Origin of the sequence: Fodinicurvata halophila (genome assembly GCF_042651425.1) — a bacterium.
Classification (GTDB): domain Bacteria; phylum Pseudomonadota; class Alphaproteobacteria; order Kiloniellales; family DSM-21159; genus Fodinicurvata; species Fodinicurvata halophila.
This window is the reverse complement of record NZ_JBHSCW010000003.1, coordinates 524,496-545,967: the sequence shown is the minus strand read 5'-3', so window position 1 is coordinate 545,967 and position 21,472 is coordinate 524,496. Positions and strand designations below refer to the sequence as shown.

The 21,472-nt window shown below is 57.4% G+C and carries 22 protein-coding genes; 6 read left to right on the top strand and 16 right to left on the bottom strand.

The features are described from left to right. Nucleotides 1-7: 7 nt before the first annotated feature. The 8 genes from rnc to folK all read right to left on the bottom strand — a co-directional run bounded on the left by rnc (nt 8) and on the right by folK (nt 6,604). The gene (gene rnc / locus ACFOW6_RS07355; RefSeq protein ID WP_382421691.1) at nt 8-688 is read right to left on the bottom strand and encodes a ribonuclease III; all 681 of its coding nucleotides are present in this window, start codon (nt 686-688) and stop codon (nt 8-10) included. A gap of 21 nt (nt 689-709) precedes the next feature. Continuing rightward, on the bottom strand, nt 710-1,450 hold the full coding sequence (lepB, locus tag ACFOW6_RS07350; protein ID WP_382421690.1) for a signal peptidase I: 741 nt from the start codon (nt 1,448-1,450) through the stop codon (nt 710-712). Between the two features lie 60 nt (nt 1,451-1,510). After that, entirely contained in the window at nt 1,511-1,921 is a 411-nt protein-coding gene (gene acpS, locus ACFOW6_RS07345; RefSeq protein WP_382421689.1) for a holo-ACP synthase, read from the bottom strand. Next, nucleotides 1,918-2,712, bottom strand: coding sequence for a pyridoxine 5'-phosphate synthase (locus ACFOW6_RS07340; RefSeq protein WP_382421688.1), 795 nt, complete (start codon nt 2,710-2,712; stop codon nt 1,918-1,920). Before ACFOW6_RS07340 ends, acpS begins: the two co-directional genes overlap by 4 nt. Further along, nucleotides 2,709-3,302, bottom strand: coding sequence for a DUF2062 domain-containing protein (locus tag ACFOW6_RS07335; protein WP_382421687.1), 594 nt, complete (start codon nt 3,300-3,302; stop codon nt 2,709-2,711). Before ACFOW6_RS07335 ends, ACFOW6_RS07340 begins: the two co-directional genes overlap by 4 nt. Nucleotides 3,303-3,369: 67 nt before the next feature. Further along, nucleotides 3,370-5,520 (bottom strand): RelA/SpoT family protein, encoded by a 2,151-nt coding sequence (locus tag ACFOW6_RS07330; protein ID WP_382421686.1) that lies wholly within the window; start codon nt 5,518-5,520, stop codon nt 3,370-3,372. A gap of 146 nt (nt 5,521-5,666) precedes the next feature. Further along, a complete protein-coding gene (rpoZ, locus tag ACFOW6_RS07325) occupies nt 5,667-6,026 on the bottom strand; it encodes a DNA-directed RNA polymerase subunit omega (protein WP_382421685.1) in 360 nt (119 codons plus the stop codon). A 59-nt stretch (nt 6,027-6,085) separates the two neighbouring features. Next, nucleotides 6,086-6,604 carry a 2-amino-4-hydroxy-6-hydroxymethyldihydropteridine diphosphokinase gene (gene folK / locus ACFOW6_RS07320; protein WP_382421684.1) on the bottom strand — a complete coding sequence of 173 codons (519 nt, stop codon included), beginning with the start codon at nt 6,602-6,604 and terminating at the stop codon, nt 6,086-6,088. 144 nt (nt 6,605-6,748) lie between these two features. On the opposite strand from folK, the gene ACFOW6_RS07315 reads away from it, so the two are divergent. Then, nucleotides 6,749-7,390, top strand: a complete 642-nt coding sequence (locus ACFOW6_RS07315; protein WP_382421683.1) for a LabA-like NYN domain-containing protein — start codon at nt 6,749-6,751, stop codon at nt 7,388-7,390. Beyond that, nucleotides 7,387-8,070, top strand: coding sequence for a uracil-DNA glycosylase (locus ACFOW6_RS07310; protein WP_382421682.1), 684 nt, complete (start codon nt 7,387-7,389; stop codon nt 8,068-8,070). The genes ACFOW6_RS07315 and ACFOW6_RS07310 overlap by 4 nt, the downstream gene beginning before the upstream one ends. A gap of 29 nt (nt 8,071-8,099) precedes the next feature. Here ACFOW6_RS07310 and smpB read toward each other — a convergent pair whose 3' ends face one another. Both smpB and dapA read right to left on the bottom strand, forming a co-directional pair. After that, nucleotides 8,100-8,564 carry an SsrA-binding protein SmpB gene (gene smpB, locus ACFOW6_RS07305; protein ID WP_382421681.1) on the bottom strand — a complete coding sequence of 155 codons (465 nt, stop codon included), beginning with the start codon at nt 8,562-8,564 and terminating at the stop codon, nt 8,100-8,102. Nucleotides 8,565-8,587: 23 nt separating this feature from the next. Continuing rightward, entirely contained in the window at nt 8,588-9,478 is an 891-nt protein-coding gene (dapA, locus tag ACFOW6_RS07300; protein ID WP_382421680.1) for a 4-hydroxy-tetrahydrodipicolinate synthase, read from the bottom strand. Nucleotides 9,479-9,672: 194 nt separating this feature from the next. Here dapA and ACFOW6_RS07295 point away from each other — a divergent pair, with 194 nt between their 5' ends. Both ACFOW6_RS07295 and ACFOW6_RS07290 read left to right on the top strand, forming a co-directional pair. After that, nucleotides 9,673-11,697 carry a lytic transglycosylase domain-containing protein gene (locus tag ACFOW6_RS07295; RefSeq protein ID WP_382421679.1) on the top strand — a complete coding sequence of 675 codons (2,025 nt, stop codon included), beginning with the start codon at nt 9,673-9,675 and terminating at the stop codon, nt 11,695-11,697. Between the two features lie 32 nt (nt 11,698-11,729). After that, nucleotides 11,730-12,725 (top strand): threonine ammonia-lyase, encoded by a 996-nt coding sequence (locus ACFOW6_RS07290; RefSeq protein ID WP_382421678.1) that lies wholly within the window; start codon nt 11,730-11,732, stop codon nt 12,723-12,725. Nucleotides 12,726-12,741: 16 nt separating this feature from the next. Here ACFOW6_RS07290 and cysC read toward each other — a convergent pair whose 3' ends face one another. Then, the gene (gene cysC / locus ACFOW6_RS07285; protein ID WP_382421677.1) at nt 12,742-14,634 is read right to left on the bottom strand and encodes an adenylyl-sulfate kinase; all 1,893 of its coding nucleotides are present in this window, start codon (nt 14,632-14,634) and stop codon (nt 12,742-12,744) included. After that, the gene (cysD, locus tag ACFOW6_RS07280; RefSeq protein WP_382421676.1) at nt 14,634-15,428 is read right to left on the bottom strand and encodes a sulfate adenylyltransferase subunit CysD; all 795 of its coding nucleotides are present in this window, start codon (nt 15,426-15,428) and stop codon (nt 14,634-14,636) included. Before cysD ends, cysC begins: the two co-directional genes overlap by 1 nt. 258 nt (nt 15,429-15,686) lie before the next feature. Between cysD and ACFOW6_RS07275 the strand changes: the two genes are divergently transcribed. After that, nucleotides 15,687-16,622: a sulfotransferase domain-containing protein gene (locus tag ACFOW6_RS07275; protein ID WP_382421675.1), complete on the top strand. Its 936-nt coding sequence runs from the start codon at nt 15,687-15,689 to the stop codon at nt 16,620-16,622. 95 nt (nt 16,623-16,717) lie between these two features. Further along, on the top strand, nt 16,718-17,620 hold the full coding sequence (locus tag ACFOW6_RS07270; protein WP_382421674.1) for a hypothetical protein: 903 nt from the start codon (nt 16,718-16,720) through the stop codon (nt 17,618-17,620). Nucleotides 17,621-17,675: 55 nt separating this feature from the next. Here ACFOW6_RS07270 and ACFOW6_RS07265 read toward each other — a convergent pair whose 3' ends face one another. The 4 genes from ACFOW6_RS07265 to ACFOW6_RS07250 all read right to left on the bottom strand — a co-directional run bounded on the left by ACFOW6_RS07265 (nt 17,676) and on the right by ACFOW6_RS07250 (nt 21,470). Then, a complete protein-coding gene (locus tag ACFOW6_RS07265) occupies nt 17,676-18,773 on the bottom strand; it encodes a mitochondrial fission ELM1 family protein (RefSeq protein WP_382421673.1) in 1,098 nt (365 codons plus the stop codon). A gap of 243 nt (nt 18,774-19,016) precedes the next feature. Beyond that, entirely contained in the window at nt 19,017-19,190 is a 174-nt protein-coding gene (locus ACFOW6_RS07260) for a YMGG-like glycine zipper-containing protein (protein WP_382421672.1), read from the bottom strand. A 135-nt stretch (nt 19,191-19,325) separates the two neighbouring features. After that, complete coding sequence (locus ACFOW6_RS07255; protein WP_382421671.1) at nt 19,326-19,850, bottom strand: hypothetical protein; 525 nt, start codon at nt 19,848-19,850, stop codon at nt 19,326-19,328. Between the two features lie 108 nt (nt 19,851-19,958). Then, the gene (locus ACFOW6_RS07250; protein WP_382421670.1) at nt 19,959-21,470 is read right to left on the bottom strand and encodes a sensor histidine kinase; all 1,512 of its coding nucleotides are present in this window, start codon (nt 21,468-21,470) and stop codon (nt 19,959-19,961) included. Nucleotides 21,471-21,472: the final 2 nt, after the last annotated feature.

Here is a 21,472-nt window from a genome sequence, read left to right as displayed (position 1 = left end):
CGCTGTGTCATTCCGAATGCCCTTGCAGTTGATCGAGGAGTTCTCTGGCGGCCGACTGTTCGGCGACACGTTTCGAACGCCCCTGTCCCTGGCCTCGTCCCAAGCCTTCAACGTCCACTTCGATCGTGAAAACAGGGTCATGAGCCGGCCCACTGCGATCCACCTCACGATAGACCGGCAGAGGATAGCCGCGCCCCTGGGCCCATTCCTGAAGCCGGGTCTTGCTGTCCTGAGGCGGACTGATATCGGCACGAACCAGGTCGCGCCAATCCCGCTCTATGACTCTGCGCGCGGCCGGCAGGCCGCCATCGAGATACAGCGCGCCCAGAAGAGCCTCACAGACATCCGATAGAATGGCCGGATTGTTGCGTCCGCCGCTTTCCTCCTCGCCGCCCGAGAGGATTATGTGCTGTGCAAGCCCCCATTTTGCTGCCACCTGGGATAGTGTTTCCTGCTTGACCAGGGCAGCAAGCCTGCGGGCCAGCATGCCTTCCGGCTCACGCGGAAAGCTTTCCAGCAGCATTTCACAGACAACCAGGGCCAGCACCCGGTCACCGAGGAACTCCAGGCGTTCATAGGAACGGCGTTCCCCACGGCTGGAATGCGTTAGCGCTTCCTCGACAAGTTCCGGGTTGGAAAAATCGTGTTGCAGCAGACCGGAAACAAACTCGGCAGTGGCTGCCTGCATGTGTGGAAATCTCCGAAAGATTCAGTCTATCGGCTGGAAGATGCGATCAAAGCGAATCGCGGAAGGCCAATTCCAGATCTCCCAGAAACGGGCAGACCCATTGTTGGAGAAGAAGATAAACTCCGCTCGCCCCACGAGGTTCTCCTTCGGGATGAAACCGACGTTCCTGGAGCGACTGTCCTGGCTGCTGTCGCGATTGTCGCCCATGGCAAAGAAATGTCCCTCAGGAACCGTGAAGACAGGTGTGTTGTCGAAGACTTCATCACTGCCGCGTTCCCATATCAGGTGCTCAACTCCATTGGGCAAGGTTTCCCGGTATTCCGTGATCCGGACCGGGAAGCCACCGCTGCGAACCATTCCCTCTCCCAACTGTTCGCGCTCTACAGGCTCGCCATTGATGTAGAGCAGACCGTCACGCACTTGTATCTTATCTCCGGGCAAGCCAATGATGCGCTTGATATAGTCGGTCCTGTCGTCCGAGGGCAGCTTGAAGACGGCAACATCACCGCGCTCCGGCTCGCTCGCGAATATCCGTCCTTCGATCGGCACCAGGCTCATGGGAAAGGAATGACGGCTGTAGCCATAGGAAAACTTGGAGACGAAAAGGTAGTCCCCGACCATCAGGGTTGGCAGCATGGATCCGGAGGGAATGGAGAAAGGTTCATAGGCAAAGGTGCGCAGTACGAGTGCTATCAGAACAGCGTAGAGAACAGTACGCAGCGTTTCACCAATGCCGCCGCTTTCGGTTTTCTTTTTCGTCATGGTCGAAGTCATCCTTGGCCCACCCCACCCAGAATCGTGGCAATACGTGAGGGTATACCCTTAGACATCCTGCGTGGGAACTGCAGAGATGATCACCAGCGCCTGAGCCCAAGGATAATCATCGGTGATAGTAATATGAATTTGCGGCACCATGCCCTCTGGCGTCATTTCCTGCAGGCGCCGCGCAGCCCCTCCCCTCAGGTCCAGGGTCGGTCGCCCACCGGGTTCGTTGACAACTCCAATATGCTGCCAATGCACACCCTGTCGCGGCACTCCGGTACCCAAGGCCTTGGCCGCGGCCTCCTTGGCTGCAAACCTCTTTGCATAGCTTGCAGCCCGTTCAGCTCGCCGGTCCGACTTCCGTCGTTCCGTTTCGGTAAAGACCCGTTCTGTGAAGCGGCTTTCAAAACGCACCAAGGTTTTTTCAATTCGCCGTATATCCAACAGATCATTGCCGATACCCAGGATCAAGATGGTTCTCCTTCCCGCTGCGCGATCAGGGTCCTGTCTCGCCCAGACTCCATCGCTGAGCGCATGCGCGCCAATACGGCCGACAAGCCCTCGAAAACCGCTTCGCCGATCAGGAAATGGCCAATATTGAACTCCACGAAGTCGCTGATTGCAGCCATTCTCTCGGCTGTTTCGTAGGTCAGCCCGTGTCCGGCATGGCATTCCAGACCCAGCTTCGATGCCAGGCGCGCCGCGTTCTCCAAGCGCAGGAACTCTTGCTTTGCTTCACGGCTTTCGGCGCCTGTCCTCCAGAAAGCTTCGCAATAGGCACCGGTATGCAATTCCACAATGGGAACGCGAAGTTCCCTTGAAGCCTCGAGCTGTTCCTCCTCTGGATCGATGAAGAGCGATACACGGATTCCGGCCTCGGACAGGGTCTCTGCGTATGGCGCGAGCTGACGCTTCTGGGCGCGGACTTCAAGGCCACCTTCGGTGGTAACCTCTTCTCGCTTTTCCGGCACCAGGCAACAGGCGTGAGGTCGGGTTTCAAGGGCGATGGAAAGCATCTCCTGAGTGGCGGCCATTTCAAGATTGAGCGGTCTGGAGATCTCCTTCTTGAGGCGCATGATATCCTCATCCCGGATATGCCGACGGTCTTCGCGCAAATGAGCGGTTATGCCGTCAGCGCCACAATCGATCGCCTGGAGCGCGGCTGCCACGGGATCCGGATGCACGCCACCGCGCGCATTTCTCAGCGTCGCAACATGGTCAATGTTGACCCCCAGTCTCAGACGGGGCAGAGATCCGCTCATTCCGCAGTCTTCCTCTTCTGTTTTGCGTACTCGCGGGCCTTGCGCAACTGCAAGCGCCTCTTGGCCTTTTCCAACCTCAAATGCCTGGCCTTCTGATACCCTTCGACCAGGCGATAAATGATCCAGAAGAACAGAGACCATACCACCAGCGCCGTGGGAAGACTGCCGACCAGCATGGGAAGCAGAACCTGACTCGGATGATCGAAGATATAATTCATCGAGATATGCTGTGGCAGCGTCTCGATCATATCCGCATGCCCAAGGATCCAGCGCCCCAAAGAGAATGTCCAGGCCCAGATAAAGGGAAAGGTCCAAGGATTGCCCACGACCGTGCCAATTGCCGAAGCCAGAAGGTTTCCACGCAGTAAGAGGGCGATCAAACCACCCCCCAGAAAATGGAAGCCCAAGAGGGGCGTGAAGGAGATTGCAGCCCCCGAAGCAAATCCTGCGGCAATGCTGTAGGGGGTCGAAGGTATGCGCCCCAGCCTATGTCCTACGTATCGTGCGGATCGTTTCCAACTGCGGCGCGGCCATATGGCGTTACGCAAACGCTTGAAGAATGGCCGGGGAGAACGAGGACGAAACAACATCGGACTCAGGAAATCAGGTTGGTTCGCTGCACGGGGTGACGAAAGGGCATGAAACCTTCACTAAAGCTTAGCCGCGAGCTCGCTCAACCGAAGAAATGGCGGGCATGGTCCTAAGTGCTGCAATGATATTGGTGAGATGCTTGACATCGCTAACTTCCAGGTCAATCAGCATTTCAAAGAAGTCCGTTGAGCGACTGATGATCTTGAGATTGGAAATGTTGCCCTTGCTCTTGCCAATCACCGTGGACAGCGACCCCAGTGTACCCGGCTCATTGGCAACCACCAGGTGAAGTCGCCCGGTAAAGCCCTCCTCACTGCTGTCGTACTCCCAGCTTATGTCCACCCAGCGTTCCGGAGTATCATGAAATGACTGCAGTGTTTCGCAGTCGATCGTGTGGATTGTCACCCCCTTTCCTGTCGTGACGATGCCGACGATCCTGTCGCCCGGCAGGGGGTGGCAGCAATGCGCAAAGTGAACGGCCATGCCGGGGATCAGTCCCTTGATCGGAATGGAATGATCGCCCGACTTGCTGCGGCGCGCCCGGTTAATGGGAACGACCTTGTTGGGCTTCTCGTCTTCCTTGGCGCCAGGGAAAACGGATACCAGAACCTCTCGTGCGGTCATGTTGCCCTGTCCGACCGCCGCATAGATATCCGAGACATGCTCGGCCTTGAACTTCTTGAGAACCCCGGCCACACCCTTATCCGTCAGAGTGTAACCTTCCTGGCGAAAGGTGCGGTCCAGCAGCTCCTTGCCCAGGTTGACGAACTGGTGGCGTTGTTCCTGCCGGATGAAACGACGGATGGCCGCCTTGGCCTTGCCGGAAACGACATAGCTCTCCCAGTCCGGTGAAGGTGTCTGGGCCTTGGAGGTGACAATGTCGACCTGATCTCCGTTCTCAAGAATGGTACGCAGTGGCACCATGCGTCCGTTGACATGTGCGCCGACACAGCTATTGCCCACTTCCGAATGCACGGCATAGGCGAAGTCGATGGGCGTGGCCCCCCGTGGCAGGGCAATAAGGTCGCCCTTTGGGGTGAAGCAGAAAACCTGGTCCTGGTACATCTCGAGCTTTGTGTGCTCGAGAAACTCTTCCGGATTGGAGGCGTGCTCCAGGATATCCAGAAGTTCCCTGATCCACCGGAACTGTCGTCCTTCCATGGGCAGTTCAGGTGCATCGGGCGCTTGCTTGTAACGCCAGTGAGCGGCAACACCGAATTCCGCCACATCATGCATGGCCTCTGTACGAATCTGCACCTCGATCCGTTGCTTCAAGGGGCCAATCAACGAGGTATGCAGGGATTGATAGCCATTCGGCTTGGGGGTGGAGATGTAATCCTTGAATCGTCCCGGCACGACCGGATAGCGTCCGTGCAAGGCGCCAAGCGCCTGATAGCATTGCCCTACGGTGGTCACGACGATGCGAAAGGCCACAATGTCGGCGAGCTGCTCGAAACCGACATTACGATGCTGCATCTTGCGCCAGATCGAATAGGGCGCCTTGACCCGGCCGAATACCTGGGCATCGAGGCCATCCTCCTGCAAAACGCGGGTGAGTTCGCTGACCACCTTGTCGGTGACATCGTCGTCCGAGCTTTTCAGGTATTCCAGCCGCGCAATAATGGAATCTCTTGCATCCGGGTTAAGTTCCGCGAACGCCAGGTCATCCAGTTCATCCTTGAAACGCTGAAGGCCGATGCGTTCCGCCAGTGGAGCATAGATATCCATCGTCTCACGTGCGATCCGCCGTCGCTTTTCCTCGGACTTGATGAAATGCAGCGTTCGCATGTTGTGAAGGCGATCTGCCAACTTGACCAGGAGGACCCGAATATCCTCCGACATGGCCAGCACAAGCTTGCGAAAGTTTTCCGCGTGCTTGCTCTTTTCCGACTGAAGTTCGAGCAGGCTGAGCTTGGTCACTCCATCGACCAGACGAGCAATATCCTCGCCGAAGAGCGACTCAATGTTTTCCAGGGTGCCGTCCGTGTCTTCGACCACGTCATGAAGCAAGGCGGTGATGATCGAATCGCCGTCAAGCTTCAGCTCCGTCAGGATGCCGGCCACCTCGATGGGATGAGAGAAGTAAGGATCACCGGATGCCCGCTTCTGTGATCCATGCATTTTCGTCGCATAGACATACGCCCGGTTCAGACGATCCTCGTCCACACCAGGATCATAGGACTTCACCCTCTCAACAAGCTCAAACTGCCGCAGCATTCCCTCAGACAATCCCATAAAAACGCCTGCTTACACTATAGCACGTAAGTACAGGCGTCCCACCTGCAAGCACCATCCCTGCTGGACAGTTTGCGCGGCCAGGAAGAGAAACAGTCTGTTGCGAAAGGGCACCGATCGGAAGAGGGTTACTCGCCCTCTTCCTCGGCTTCCATGTCTGGCGACGAGGTTTTGGTGAGTACCGATTCGGCTTCAGCCGATTGAAGGCTGGCCGTCAGCATATCGGTTTCACTCATATCCTCTTCTTCAGGCTCGTCAGCTTCCACATGATGCTGAAGCCCTGAAACCAAGGAGTTCCTCAGCGCTTCCGGATCGACTGTCGTATCGGCGATCTCGCGCAGGGACACGACAGGGTTCTTGTCATTGTCTCGTTCGACAGTGATCGGAGATCCCGCAGAAATCTCCCGCGCTCTCTGAGCAGACAGCATCACGAGTTCAAAACGATTGGGTACCCTGAGGATGCAATCCTCAACGGTGACGCGTGCCATGATAAATATCTCCGGAGTCAGGTCTTACGCTTTATGTGACTATAAAAGCCAGTCGGAGTTCACGCAAGCGCACGAATCTTCTGCCCCTCGGGCAAGCTCTCGATCAGGCTGTCGATCGTCTCCCCGCTATTTGGATGGCGCCAATCCGGGGCAATGTCGCGGAGCGGGTAGAGAACAAAGGCACGCTCCTTCATACGCCGATGCGGTAATTCCGGAACCCGACCGGGAGGCGTAACCAATCCATTGAAATCAATGATATCCAGATCAAGCAAACGTGCCTCGTTCCTGTGTTGCCGGACCCGCCCGAAGCGCGCCTCTATTCCGTGCAGTTCCGCCAGAAGCGTCTCGGGACTCAGTTCGGCGGGTGGGGCCAACTGGACCATGGCGTTGATGAAATTGGGTTGTTCCGATGCCGGCACAGGTGTTGTTTCGAACCATCGCGAACAGCGCACAGGGAAAAGCCCTGTCGTCTCCAGGGCCTTCAGGGCTGCTTCGCAGGTTTGCAGCGGGTTGCCGTACTCCGGATGGTGCAGATTGGAGCCGAGAGCAACAAGGATCACGGCCGGCGCCTCATTCATTCCAAGGAAGTGTTGCGCTCCAGGAGAACGCATGTCAGTTTGGCTCAATTATCTGAGCTTTCTCACATATTTATTGCTCGTGAAAGCCAATTTCGAACTGTGTTACGACATTACTGTCATTTGTCCCTGGAAAGGCTGACTTGAATGAATTTTTATCCGGAAGAGAAAATTGCGCTGTTTATTGATGGTTCCAATCTTTATTCGACTGCACGGTCTTTGAATTTTGATATAGATTACAAAAAACTTTACCAAGTATTCGCGAATGAAGCTCGTCTAGTCAGGGCTTTTTACTATACAGCATTCATCGAGGATCAGGAATATTCTCCTCTGCGCCCCTTGATTGATTGGCTGGACTATAACGGTTACACGATGGTGACCAAGCCGGCCAAGGAATTTACTGACGGTTCCGGTCGACGCAAGCTCAAGGGTAACATGGATATCGAACTTGCCGTCGACATGATGGAACTTTCGGACAAGATCGACCATGCTGTCCTTTTCTCCGGAGTCGGAGACTTCCGGTCCCTGGTCGAAGCCGTTCAAAGGCGCGGTGTGCGAATCACCGTGATTTCCTCCATTCGTGTGCAACCTTCAATGATAGCGGATGAGTTGAGGCGTCAGGCGGATCAGTTCGTGGACATCAGCACCTTGAGGAACCAGATTGCACGCTCGAGCGGGTCCTCGGACGCCCAAAGGCGTCGCCAGGATACATCTTCCGATGATGAGGATCTGGATGCAGAGTTCCTGGACGAAGAAGAGTCCTACGAAGAGGATTACGCCTCCGAGTGAGGCACGGTTATTCCCAGAGCAAATTGCTGCTGCAAATGACCACCTTCTGTCCCGAAGCAAACTGCAGTCTCTGCCCTCGCCTTGCCGAATTCAGAGCAGAGAACAGGCGGCAGCATCCTTCATTCCACAACGCACCTGTGCCATCCTTCGGTGCGGCGGATGCAAGACTGCTCATCCTGGGGCTGGCCCCGGGTCTAAAGGGTGCCAATTGCACAGGGCGCCCCTTCACTGGGGATTTCGCAGGAGACCTGCTCTATTCGACCCTTAAGGAATTTGAGTTTGCCGTTGGATCTTACGACAAGCATGCGGAAGACGGCCTGCAGCTCAGGGACTGCAGGGTCGCCAATGCCGTCAGATGCGTCCCCCCCGCCAACAAGCCGACCTCGCTTGAAATCCGTACCTGCAACACCTTTCTGCAAGCAGAGCTGGCCGCCTTGCCTCAGTTGCGAGTGGTCATCACTCTGGGGCGCATTGCCCACGATGCCATGCTGATGGCCTGTGGCGTGAAGCGAAGCCACTACGCTTTTGGACATGCTGCTCATCATGAGCTTCCAAATGGGCTGCAGCTTGTCGACAGCTATCACTGCTCCCGCTACAACACCAATACGGGACGTCTTACCGAGACAATGTTTCACGAGGTCTTCCGGAAGACGCAAGAGCTGCTTCGGCAGGAAGGCTGACTGGCAAGTCTCCCCGGCCCTGTTCGAAGTCAGCCCTTCTCGCGCAACAGGCGCGCCTTCTGTCTTTGCCAATCGCGCTTCTTGATGTCTTCGCGCTTGTCCTGCTTGCGTTTTCCCTTGGCCACACCCAGGGAGAGTTTCGCCAGCCCACGCTCATTGAAATAGATAGACAAGGGAACAAGGGTATAGCCATCGCGCCGAACCTTGCCGAAAAGCCGATCCATCTCCCGTTTATGAACCAGCAACTTGCGCGGCCGTTTGGGGTCATGTCCGAAACGGCTGGCCGGACCGTATTCGGAAAAGTGTGAATTGATCAGATAGAGCTCGCCATTCTCTTCACTGGCATAGGACTCATTGATCGAGGCGCGCCCATAACGCAGAGACTTCACTTCGGACCCGGTGAGGACCATCCCTGCCTCGACCTTTTCCTCAATAAAGAAGTCATGAGTCGCTCGCCTGTTACTGGCGACGACGCGCTGCGGTTGCTTGCTCATGAATAGAAGTCAGATATGTCTTTTCACTTCAGGAGGCCGGCGGAAACCATGGCTTCCCGAATCAGGGTTTTCGTATGCTCTGTAACCGGAATCAAGGGCAGGCGAAGTTCGTTCTCAAGCTTGCCCAGCAGGGACAGCGCATATTTGACGGGCTGCGGACTGGGTTCCGAAAAGAGAGCCGCATGCAAAGGCATCAACCGGTCGTTGATCTCCTCGGCACGCTGGTGCTCTCCGGCGTGCCAGGCGCGCTGAAATTCAGCACAGAGCGCCGGCGCAACATTTGCCGTGACCGAAATGCATCCATGCCCGCCCTGTGCCATGAACGGCAGGATGGTTCCGTCCTCGCCGGAAACCTGGGTAAACCCCTTCTTGATGGCAAGGCGTGTAACGGCCGGACGAGTCAGGTCGTTGCTGGCATCCTTCACACCGACGATGCGCGGACAGTCATCGGCCAGACGTGCCATTGTCTCGACATTCATGTCGACGACCGACCGACCGGGAATGTTGTAGATCAGGATCGGCAGACTGGAGGCATCATGAACAGCCTTGAAATGCTGATACATGCCTTCCTGATTCGGCTTGTTGTAATAGGGCGTAACAACAAGAGCCGCATCGGCGCCCGAGGCTTCCGCATGCTGTGTGAAATCTATGGCCTCAGCCGTGGAGTTCGAACCAGCCCCTGCAATCACGGGAACACGGCCTTCAGCTGCTTCGATGCACTTTTCCACCACCCGTTTGTGCTCACTGTGCGTAAGAGTCGGGGACTCCCCGGTGGTGCCGCAGGGCACCAACGCGCTGGATCCCTCCTCGATTTGCCAGTCCACGAACTCCGCAAAACAGTCGTAGTCGACGTCGCCGTTGCGGAACGGAGTTACCAGGGCGGGCATCGAACCCGTATACAGTGGGTGGGTCATGAAAGTCTCACTTTACAGAAGAGCCTGGCCCCTTCATTCCAGGACCCGGAAATCGGCCAGACGATAGCGCTCTGTCCGGGTTGCTGCAAGCTTACGTGCCTTGAAAAGCCCACCATTCTCCGGCTTTCGTTTGAGCAGGTAATGGCTTGTGATAGGTTATCCTCCCAGTACCTGCACCGAAGGAGATTCGGTCAATGAGCCTCATGTCCCTGTTCCTTGCCCGTTCTGTTACCTTTCTCGCGATCATATTGGTTGTTCTGTCCGCCGGCGCACACGCGTCGGGCAATGAACTTTCGACCAGTGATCGAGAACTGCTATCGCAATCGCTTGAGCGCATCGACCAGGGGGCGCCGGAGGAGACGCGCTATGTGGCCGCCAACGTGGACAGTCCGCTTGCCGGCAAGCTGATCCAGTGGTACCGCCTGCTGCGTTACGGGGATCGTCAGGATTTTGCGGAAATCAGTGCCTTTCTGGAAGAAAACCCGGACTGGCCCGGACAGATCACTCTGCGCCGAGCGGCCGAGAAGACAATGCCCGAAGGCATGCCTCCGAGTGAACGCGTTGCCTGGTTCGAGCGGTACCCTCCGCTATCCGGAGAGGCCTCGCTGAAGTATGCGCAGGCCCTTGCCTATACGGCAGATGGAGAGACGATTGCCCGAGAGGTGCGCCGCATATGGCGTGAGACGAACTTTTCGCAAAGCGATGAACAGGAATTCCACGAGGAATTCTCTTCTCACCTGCGGGAGGCTGATCACCTTGCACGGCTCGAGCGGCAAACTCGCGCAGGGCAGGAACAGCCAGCCCTGCGCACCGCGGCCCGCCTGAGTTCGGGCCATGAACAGCTTGTCCGCGCCCAGATCAAACTGGCGCGACAGGAGCCCGGGGTGGACGAGGCGATCCATGCCGTCCCGGATCATCTCCAGGATCATGACGGTCTGCTGTATGAACGTGCGCGCTGGCGTATGCGCAAGGACCGCATCCACGACGCCCTTCCCCTTCTGAAACGACATGACACGAGCCTTGGAGAGGCCTCCAGTGAACGGTGGTGGTCCCTCAAACACTGGGCGGCGCGGGACCTGCTGGAAGATGGACATGCGCGCGAAGCTTACGACCTTGCAAGTTCGCACGGCCTTCAGTCTGGCGTCGGCTTCGCGGAAGGCGAGTTTCTCTCCGGATGGATTGCCTTGCGTTTCCTGAACCGCCCTTCGGATGCCTATCAGCACTTCGAGCGGCTTCACCAAGGGGTGACAACCGAGATCAGCCGCTCTCGGGGAGCCTATTGGGCCGGACGTGCGGCCGAAGCACTCGGGAATGCCGAGCTCGCGCACCGCTGGTTCTCCACCGCAGCTGAACTCGACAACAATTACTATGGCCAATTGGCAGTCGCCGAAACGGGCCTGATGCATGAAAGCCAGGAGGAGATGCCGACGGTTACCTCCGAGCAGCGTCAGTCGTTCCTGGCCGGTGACCTGCCCCGGGCGATTGCGATTCTCGATGGCATCGAGCGCGATGATCTCTCCGACTATTTCTTTGCCTCTCTGCGTCTCAGAGCAGAGACTGGAGCAGACTACAGGCTGATCGCCGAACTGGGCATGAAGCGGGGACACACCGACCAGGCTGTAAGCACGGCCCGGCGTGCCGCATACAACGGCATCAATATGCCGGACTACCTCTATCCTATTCCCGCCTGGATAGAGGAAAGTGATCCTCTGGCCCCTATTCTGCTGGCCCTGATGCGTCAGGAGAGCAACTTCGAGGTAAAGGCCGTCAGTCACGCTGGCGCGCGAGGGGTTATGCAGGTCATGCCGGGCACGGCTCAGCAGGTGGCCGCAAGGATGAACATCGCCTACGAACCTGCCCGCCTGACCAGCGATCCGCGCTACAACATCCGTCTCGGACGCAATTACCTGGAAGAGATGCTGGATCGCTATCAGGGCTATCTGCCTCTTGTCCTGGCTGCCTACAACGCCGGACCTCATCGCGCCAGCGACTGGATCGAGCGTTTCGGCGATCCCCGGGATCCGGACATAAATGCCATCGACTGGGTGGAACAGATATCCTTCAAGGAAACGCGCAATTACGTTCAGCGTGTCTCAGAAGCCGTTATCGTCTACAGGCGCAAGCTTCAAAGGCACAGTCGTCTTTATGACGGGCTGCCTCACCCGCCGCAGACAACGCGCAATCTCGACGCCATGGCAGAGAGTGGCTCGGCCAACTGAACTGTCGAACGTCCGCAACAGAGGAAGTTCACATGAACACGCCTGCCTCCGTGATCCTTCCGTCCTTCACGGACATCGAAGCTGCCAGCCAACGCCTGGAGGGACAAACCGTCAGGACGCCCCTGCTCGAGAACGCCACCCTGAACGAACAGCTCGGGGGGCGTATTCTGCTGAAGCCGGAGACATTACAGAGAACGGGGTCTTTCAAGTTTCGTGGCGCCTTCAATCGCTTGTCCCTTCTTGATGAAGACCAGAGGCGCAAAGGTGTGGTCGCCTACTCCTCGGGCAATCACGCCCAAGGGGTGGCGGCAGCGGCTCGTATCCTGGGGATCGAATGCACGATCATCATGCCCAAGGACGCTCCCTCGCTTAAGATCGCCAACACGCGCGGCTACGGAGCTGAAGTGGTGCTCTACAATCGCAGGACGGAAAGCCGGGAAGAGATCGCCGACGACCTTCTTGAGCGCAGCGGAGCTACACTGATCCGCCCCTTCGACGATCCTCAGATCATTGCCGGTCAAGGAACTTGTGGGCGGGAAATATACCAGCAGGCTAGGGATCTCAACGCTTCCGTCGACGCGGTGCTTGTCTGCTGTGGTGGCGGAGGTCTCACCTCCGGCATTGCGCTGGCGACTCGCAACATGTCTCCGGAAACGGAAGTCTATGCGGTGGAGCCCAAGGGATTCGAAGACACTGCCAGATCCTTGGCCGCAGGCACGCGCCTGGAAAACGACCCGTTAGCAGAATCGATCTGTGATGCGCTGCTGACTCCCTCCCCTGGCGAGATCACCTTCACCCTCAACCAGCAACTTCTTTCAGGCGGGCTGGTGGTAAACGATGAAGAAGTGCGTCAGGCCATGGCCTTTGCATTCCGCAATTTGAAACTCGTGGTCGAGCCCGGAGGCGCCGTGTGTCTGGCAGCGCTGCTGTCCGGGCACTTCGACGCAGTGGGCAAAACCGTTGCCATAACGCTCTCCGGCGGCAATGTAGACCCGACTTTCTTCGCCGAAGTCCTTGCCGCCGGCTAAGCGAAAAGGTGGGGTTTTACTCCACCCGGAAGGTGCGGTCTATGTAGTCCACGACCTGCTCGACACAGGACGCCAGGTCCTTCGCATCGGTGTCCACCACCAGTTCGGGGGTGGCAGGCGCTTCATAGGGAGCGCTGACGCCCGTAAAGTCCAGGATCTCCCCCGCCCGGGCCTTCTTGTAGAGCCCTTTCGGATCCCGTCTCTCGCAGGTGTTCAGGTCCGCACTGACATGGATTTCGTGGAAGGCATCACTGTCGATGCGATTGGCGGCACCGCGGGCACGATCACGATCAGCCTGGTAGGGTGAAATGAAGGCTGTGATGCAGATAAACCCGGCATCGGCGAACAAAGCGGCGACCTCCCCCACCCTGCGGATGTTCTCGGTACGCTCTTCCGGAGAGAAACCCAGGTTGGCGTTCAGGCCCGCACGCACGTTGTCGCCGTCCAGCACATAGACCTGGTGCCCCTTCTGGAAGAGATGCTTCTCCACTTCCATCGCCAGGGTCGACTTGCCAGCACCGGACAGCCCGGTAAACCAGAGTACGCCGCCCTTGTGGCCGTTGCGAACGACGCGGTTTTCCCGTGTGATTGTGTGCTCGACGGAATAGACGTTGGTGGACCTGACGGTCAGGCTCTGTCGCTGATCAGGATAACCTTCCATGGAGATCAGGCCACCACCGACCAGGTCGTAGTCCTCGAGCAGGACAAAACGTCCCGTCTTGTCGAGCGAGACATGCTCGTCGAACGCCAGCACCTCGCGCGCCCGCAGAACCACCTCGCCGATCATGTTGCGCTCGAGCTTGGTTCCCGGGCGATGTGCCAGGCTGTCGGTGTCGATCAGGGTATCGATACCGACCACCGTCACGTTGGCCGTCTTGGTGGCTAGCTTCAGCGTATAGCGTTTGCCAACCTCCAGTGGCTTGTGACCCAGCCAGAACAGACGTGCCCGAAAGACCGTCGAGAGCACCGGTGGATCTTCCACATGGCTGATCATCTCCCCGCGCTCCACGAAGAGTTGCTCTTCCAGGGTCAATCCGATGGACTGGCCGGCGTGGGCCTCCATCAACGGCGGCGCGTCCCAGATATCCAGGGACTTGACGCGGGCGGTCTTGTTCGAGGGCGAGAAGAGAATCTCGTCGCCTGGCCGGAGCACGCCCGCCTCGATGCGCCCGACAAGAATGCGGCGCTGGTCGAAGTGATAGACATCCTGAACGGGCATGCGCAGGGCCTGCTCCGAAGGGACCGTGACCGAGTGGAAGCGATCCAGTGCCTCCAGGATGGTCGGTCCCTTGTACCAGGGTGTGGACGTGGATTTCTTGGCGATGTTGTCACCTTCTCGGGCCGAGATCGGCACGATGAAGCTGGGTTCGACGCCAATGCCGTGCAGGTAGGCCGTCACATCCCGGACAATCTCGCCATAACGATCTTCCGAATGATCGACCAGGTCCATCTTGTTGATGACCACGGCCACCTGTTTCACGCCCAGAAGGTGCAGCAGATAGCCGTGACGGCGGGTCTGCTCGCGCACCCCCTCTTCCGCGTCCACGACGAGCAGGGCCGCGTCCGCGGAGGCCGCGCCACTGACCATGTTCTTCAGGAACTCGCGATGGCCCGGCGCGTCGATAATGACAACATCGCGCTTCGGCGTCTTGAACCATATCTGCGTCGTGTCGATGGTTACGGCCTGGTCCCGCTCGGCCTGGAAGGCGTCCAGGACGAAGGACCACTCCAGGGCCATGCCGCGGCGATCGCAAATCGCCTTGAGTTCCTCAAACTTGCCCGTCGGCAGGCTGTCCGTATCGTACAGCAGGCGACCGATCAGGGTCGACTTGCCGTGGTCCACATGGCCGACCACGACGATCTTGAAGGTTTCCCGCAGCATGTCGAGAGAAGAGCTGGAATCCTGCATTACATGTATCCTGCGGCGCGGAGGCGCTCGAAAGCGTCCTCGCTGTCATGGTCCATCGTTCGGCCGGCGCGTTCCGGCGTCCTCGTCGTCTGCAATTCCTCGATGATCTCCTCGATGGTCGAGGCATTGGACTCGATGGGCCGGGTGATGTCCTTCTCGCCGAGAGAGCGGTAACGCATGCCGTTGCGTGCAAAATACAGCGGCACCACAGGGATGTTCTCGCGCTGGATATAACGCCAGATATCCACCTCGGTCCATGCGAGCAGCGGGTGGATGCGTACGTGCGTGCCCGGCGGGAACTCTGTCTTGTACTGCTCCCAGAACTCCGGCGGCTGGTCCTTGTAATCCCATTCCCCGCTTTCGCCACGCGGACTGAAGACGCGCTCCTTGCTGCGCACAGCCTGCTCATCACGGCGAATGCCCAGGATGATCCCGCGGAAGTCATGGTCCTCGATGACACGTCTGAGTCCCAGGGTCTTGCGCGCAGCGGCCCGGGCGTTGTGAGTCAACTCTGGATCGGTTTCCTCATAGGGCGGACACTCGGCGTTGATATAGTTCAGGCCCCACTCCTTCACGTAGCGATCCCGGAAGGCATAGACCTCGTCCAACTCGTTACCGGTATCCAGCAGGATCACAGGAAAGGGAACACGTCCGTAGAACGCCTTGCGCGCAAGCCAGATCATGACGTTGGAATCCTTGCCCAGCGACCACAGCATCGACAGGGGTTTGATGCGGTTGTAGGCTTCGCGCAGAATATAGATGCTCTGCGCTTCAAGTTGGTCGAGATGATTCATGGCGTGGGTTGGATCCGCTGATGGGTTATGAAGCAGGGCAAGAGGTAGCTTTTCTGCACAGGAGGCTCAAGGGCAAAGCAAGCCCAAAGGCACACATATCTTTGTAGATACATATTTTTAACATACGATGTATGTCTAAATGCCTCCATACCGACCCGGCCGTGGCAATGTTCGGCCATCAGGTCGGATTGCACCACGAAGCCGAGCTTGCTATAGCTGCCAACCAGATACTGACTGACTCTTTTCCTGGAAATACCCATGCGCGTCTTACTGAAGAAGATCAGCCGAGAGCTGACCTTGCTGATTCTCTTTTTCCTGCCCAAGGAAAGAAAGATTGCAATCGAACGACATCAGCGCGGCAAGGAAGAGTACAGGAAACTCCGTCTGGCAGATGCCGTAATCGTTTCCTTCGGAAAGAGCGGGCGGACATGGTTGCGCGTCATGCTCTCTCGCTTCTATCAGGTGAGGCATGGCCTTTCCGAGCGCCATCTGATCGGCTTCGACAATCTACATCGCAGGAACCAGGAGATTCCCCGACTTTTCTTCACGCACGACAACTATCTGAAAGATTATACGGGCAATGCGGACAACAAGTCCGACTACTATGACCGGAAGGTCATCCTGCTCGTGCGCAATCCGGCCGATACAGCCGTTTCTCAGTATTTCCAGTGGAAATACCGCATGCGGGACCGAAAGAAATCTATCAATCAGTACCCGCAGGGTATGGAAGATCTCTCGGTATACGACTTCGTCATGGACGAAAAGGCCGGCCTCCCGAAGATCATTGGCTTCATGAATATCTGGGCGCGGGAGATGGATCACATAGAGAACATTCTCATCGTACGTTACGAGGACATGCGGGAGGATCCAGGCACTGCACTGAAGCAGGTGACCAGCTTCATCGGCACCGAGGCAAATGACGACCAGGTAGAGGAAGCAATCCGCTTCGCTTCAATCGAGAATATGCGCAACATGGAAAGCAACCGCACCTTCTGGCTGAGTGGAAGCCGCATGGTTACGCGCGACAAGAGCAATCCGGACGCGTACAAGGTCCGCCGTGCCAAGGTGGGCGGCTATCGGGATTACTTTGATGATGAGCAAATCCGGCAGGTCGAGGACTACATCAACACCCACCTGAGCCCTGTGTTCGGATACAATACGAACCAGCAGCATTCAGAACAGGCCGGTGCCTGATCATCGGTCGGAAGTGAGACGATACGTCAGCTTGCGGGGCGTCATACTATCTGTTAAGAGCAATTATCATCTACGAAACAGGAGTTACGGCTGCTGTGAAAGCTACCGTTTTCATCCATACCAATCATCGCCAGATGATCGGCGCGCTGGTGTCCGAGTACACCATTAAGCGCAACTCGAAGAACCCCGACAAGTTCGACGTTCAACTGATTCACACGAAGGATTACCCCTTCCTCAAAGACAAGGAAGGGCAGGAATTCCTGCGTGACGGCTATACCCGTCCCTGGCGCTATGAGGACCTTCAGTCCTTCACGCCGTTGCGGTTCATGCCGCCTGAGCTGATGGGATACGAAGGCCGTGCCGTGATCATGGATCCCGATATCTTCGCCGTTGGTGATATCTGGGAGCTACTGTCCCGTGACATGGGAGGCCATGCCATCATGTGCCGAGCCCGCTCGGGGGCAAAGGGCCGTGAAGGTTGCATGGCCAGTTCGGTCATGTTGCTGGAATGTGCAAAGCTGACCCACTGGAAGTGCGAGGAGCAGTTCAACAAGCTCTTCACCGGCGAACTCGATTACATGGACTGGATTTGTCTGCGCACCGAGCCGCGGGAGAGCATCGGCATGCTCGAACCCTACTGGAACGACTTCGATCGCCTGAAAGCCGATACAAAGCTGCTGCACAACACTCGGCGCCTGACACAGCCCTGGAAGACAGGTCTTCCGATCGATTTCACGCCGGCTGATAAATCCCGTCGTTTTCCGGTTCTGGGATGGCTCATGCGCTGGCGGCGCAAGCTGTTCGGTGAGCATGCCTTGCTGGGGCGGTATCTGCGCCACCCTGATCGCAATCAGGAACGCTTCTTCTTTGCCATGCTCAAGGAATGCCTGGACCAGGGCATCGTCACCGAAGAAATGATCCGTGAAGAGATGGGACGCAATCACGTGCGCCACGATGCGTTCGAAGTGATGGACCGCACTCCGAAAATGGCAGCATAGGGACAACAATCTCGTATGTTGTAAAGATAGAGGGGCGCTTTCTGCGCCCCTTTATCTATGCGGCTTTCACGCCTGTATAGTTTGGAAAAAGCGCGTGTACACGCTGCACTGCGCGAGAGATATCCTCCAAGGGAGGCGGAAACTCGAGCGGGTGTCCTTCCCCGAGCCAGACAGCGCGGCCACTGGAGATAAGGTAGTCGTGGATGATGCGTATGTCGCGGGTAATGCGCTTGGGCCCGAGATACATGCCGGCCAGATAGACAAATGCCCTGAAATCAAAGCTGTCTCTTGGTTTTCTGAGATATTTATCAAGAAAACCGTGCTTGCCTGGCAAGGTTCTGCGCATGGCGCGCCACCCCTGCCCGAGATCGAAGAGATAGACGGGTTTTCCGGTGGCACAGGCCTCTGTCATCATTGAAACGCTGTCCGCGGTCACGATGATTCGCTCTGCCAGCCCCAGGAAAGCGAAGTAGGGATTGGCTTCTGCATTCGGGCGCCATTCATAGAAATAGCAAGGTACGTCGATCGTCTGCTTGAGCACTTCAATGGTATCCGGACGTGTCCGTGCGCTGGTGGTCACTAGGAGAGAGGCACCATACTGGCGTGCTAGGTGGCTCGCCTGTTCACCCAGACGCCTTGCTGCGGCGCGATCATAACTGTACGGCCCGCTGTTGCCGCCAATCACCAAGGCAATGTAGGGCGATGGCATATCCTGAAGCTCTCCCCGCCATTGCTCGGCATCTGCCTCAAGCCGCTCGCTCGAAACCCTGTGCAACGGGGTCTTGTTCTGCAAGATACGAGGATGATTGGGCAGGCGATACTGCGGTGTGGTGATCACCAAGTCGAAGCGATCGAAGTCTGCCCAAGGCCGTCCGATATGAATCAATTTCACTTGCTTCTCGGACTTCGCCTGCGCCTGTATCCAGCGGCAGATCGGTTCGTTACGTCGTCCCGCCGAAATGACAAGGTCCGGCCACGGCGGTTCAAGATGACTGGAGCGTTCGGGAACGGTCCCTGCCAGGGTTGGTCCGTGTGTCAGATTGACCAGGAGTTCATAGCTCCTGTAGGCAAAACGACGTATCTCATAGGGCCAACCCAATGCCTCCGCAAGGGCGAGAACCTGCGAGTTGTCACCCGCCCGATGCCCCATCATCAGCCAGACAGTTGGAGGTCCTGTTTCCCGCGATTGTATCCCGCTCAAACTCGATAACTTTGCATATTTCCGGAACGATGATTCTGCTCCCGGCTTACACCGGCGACAGGCTTCGATTACTGGACTGCACCGCTTCCGTCAAACCTTGCGGTGTCACGGACTTGCCAATCGTTTCCGGAACGAAGCAGGCCCTGCCGAAGCGACTCACGGCAAGGCTCTGATTGCAAAAACGAATTTCTGTTCCTAGTTGCCGACTCGCACGTCGTCGTCACTGGTTAGATAGCCGACAGCGGCGCCTGCGGCACCGCCTATGAGAGCTCCCGTCACAAGGCTGCCTCCGGCGAGCGCCCCGATGGCTGCCCCGCCCGCACTACCGATTGCACCCCCACTCAAAGTTCGCTGGGTTGTCGTGTCCATTCCGGAACAGGCCCCCAGAGAAAGTATCAAAACTGATGCCGCAAGCATTTTAAGCGGAGTCATCTTTCATCCCCCCGATTTAAGATAGATCTGAGTATTGCAGAGAAAAAAGGCAAAAATCCGGCAAGAAGCGGCTCATGCAAATGCGCGATATTCTTGCTGGCCGCTTTCCTTGGAGCTATGCATGGAATTGTCTCCGGCCTCCTTGCGGTTCCGCGAAGCCGCAAGAAGCAGCATGTCCTCCACACCGTTTATTTCGTCGGTTCGCCCCTCGATATAATCAACGGCCACGGGCAGCCAGGATGCTCCGGAAAACTGCCGGTACTGCTTTTCCAGTTTCCTGAGCAGGCCTTGAAGGAAGGCATCGTGAGAATTGCTTGCCTGATGATCCCCCGCAATATCGAGCACACCAAAAGTCTGCTCGTCTATCCGGATATGGTATGCGTGTGCTGCGGCTCCCTCCAGAACTCTGGAAGTCAGGGCTTCGGAAATTCGCTCACTGAATTTCAGGACATAGAAACGATAGGGCGTACGCAGCTGCTGCAGTCGCCGCAGAGCATCTTCGAGGCGGGCTTGATGGAACGGTGAGCCCCTTCCGGCCTGCGGACTGCGGGGAGCGAACGGTTCCTTCGGAGAAGGGCGGCCTGGACCAGCGTACATGGAATGCTCTCGCCATTGGGTGACAGGAATCCATTTCTAACACTTGTCCTGAGGCAGATCAGAGGCAAGGCTGTGACAAGAATGGAACCCTGTCTTCTTGGCCGGCCCTCAAGAAGAAAGCGGGAGAGTGATTCTGACGCACAGGCCGCCTTCCGGGCGATTGTATGCTTCGACCGTACCTCCTATGGCCTCGACATTTCGGCGAACGACCCAGAGGCCAATTCCGAAATTCGGAAGCTTGACCGAATGCTGCGGCAGCGAGGAGGGCACCTCCCCCGGACGATGGGAATAATTGCGCTCAAAGATGCGATCGAGGTTCTCAGGGGGAACACCAGGCCCCTCGTCCTCGATGCTGAGAATCGCCTCATTACCTTCGCTGTAGAGAGAAACCATCACAAGCCCGCCATCGGGCGAGAAGCTGATTGCATTGTCGATCAGGTTCTCCGCAACGGTTTCCAGAAGCTCTGCGCCACCGAGAACCTCGATCCCTTCCGAGATATTGGCGCGCACGACGGCATGGCTCTGCCCTTCGGTGCCCTCTGTATAGGGCGTCAACAGAGTACTCATGAGTGCGGAGAGATTAATCTGTTCGCGAGGCGGATTCAGCAGTTCGGCTACCGTCTCTTCCATGCGTCGCGCAGCCCCCACCAGGCTGTCGAGACGAACCACCGATTGCTCGACAACTTCCAGGGCACGTTTGCCCTTCGTGTTCTCCGGCGGAATCGCCCTGTGCAGGGGCTCTATGGCCTGGGAAATGACCGCGATGGGTGCCTTGAGAGCATGCGCATTCTCTTCGGCCGCATCGCGTATATCCTTCGCGGATTTCTGCAACGTGTTGACCATGCGATCAAATTCCCGTGCAACATCGGACAGTTCCGGTACGCGATTCAAGCTGGAAAAGGATATCGAAGGCGTTGCGTGAGAGCGAATTTGGTTGGCAAGCAACGCAAACTTCCTGAGGCTGTTCCACAGGCCGAGGAACATCGCCATGACCACCAGCGCCATGAGGAGGTAAATCGCTGCCGCCACCCGTACCTCGGGCATCTGCCAATAGGACCGCCCGAGAGATGACCGGAGCAGCTCCGATGTGGCATGAGAGGTGATGATTGCCCAACAGCCCTTGGGAGCGTTGACAGGCGTGATTGACGTCAGGAACTCCTCACCGCCTTCCGGATTGCGATACCTCACGGAAAGCGGCTGTTGTCCGCGGCAGGTGTCCTCGAGCTGCCCCAGGATATCAGGCGTTATCAGTTCCTCGAGTTCCGCTTCCAACTGCTCCGCGGCCTGGGATTGCGACGAAGCTACATAGTAGAAGCTGTCATACCCCTGCTCACCTTCCGGACGGAACAGCAGGCGAACCCGCATGCCCCGTACGCCCAGATCGGAAAGCGTCTCGTGCAAAACCATCGCGTCCTGGCCCTCGAACCTTTCAAGGAAGGGGCGCAGGCTGCGACCTACCAGCCATCCCTGTTCCTGGACACTGCGCAACAGCAACGTTGCTCGCTCCTGGTCCGCAAGACGCAGCTGCCCGTAGATAATCACCGGCACGGCGATGAAGATCAAGAGAAGCAGCAGGAACTTGGCGGCGAGTGAGCGCGGTATCCTGGAGAGGGGACGCAAAG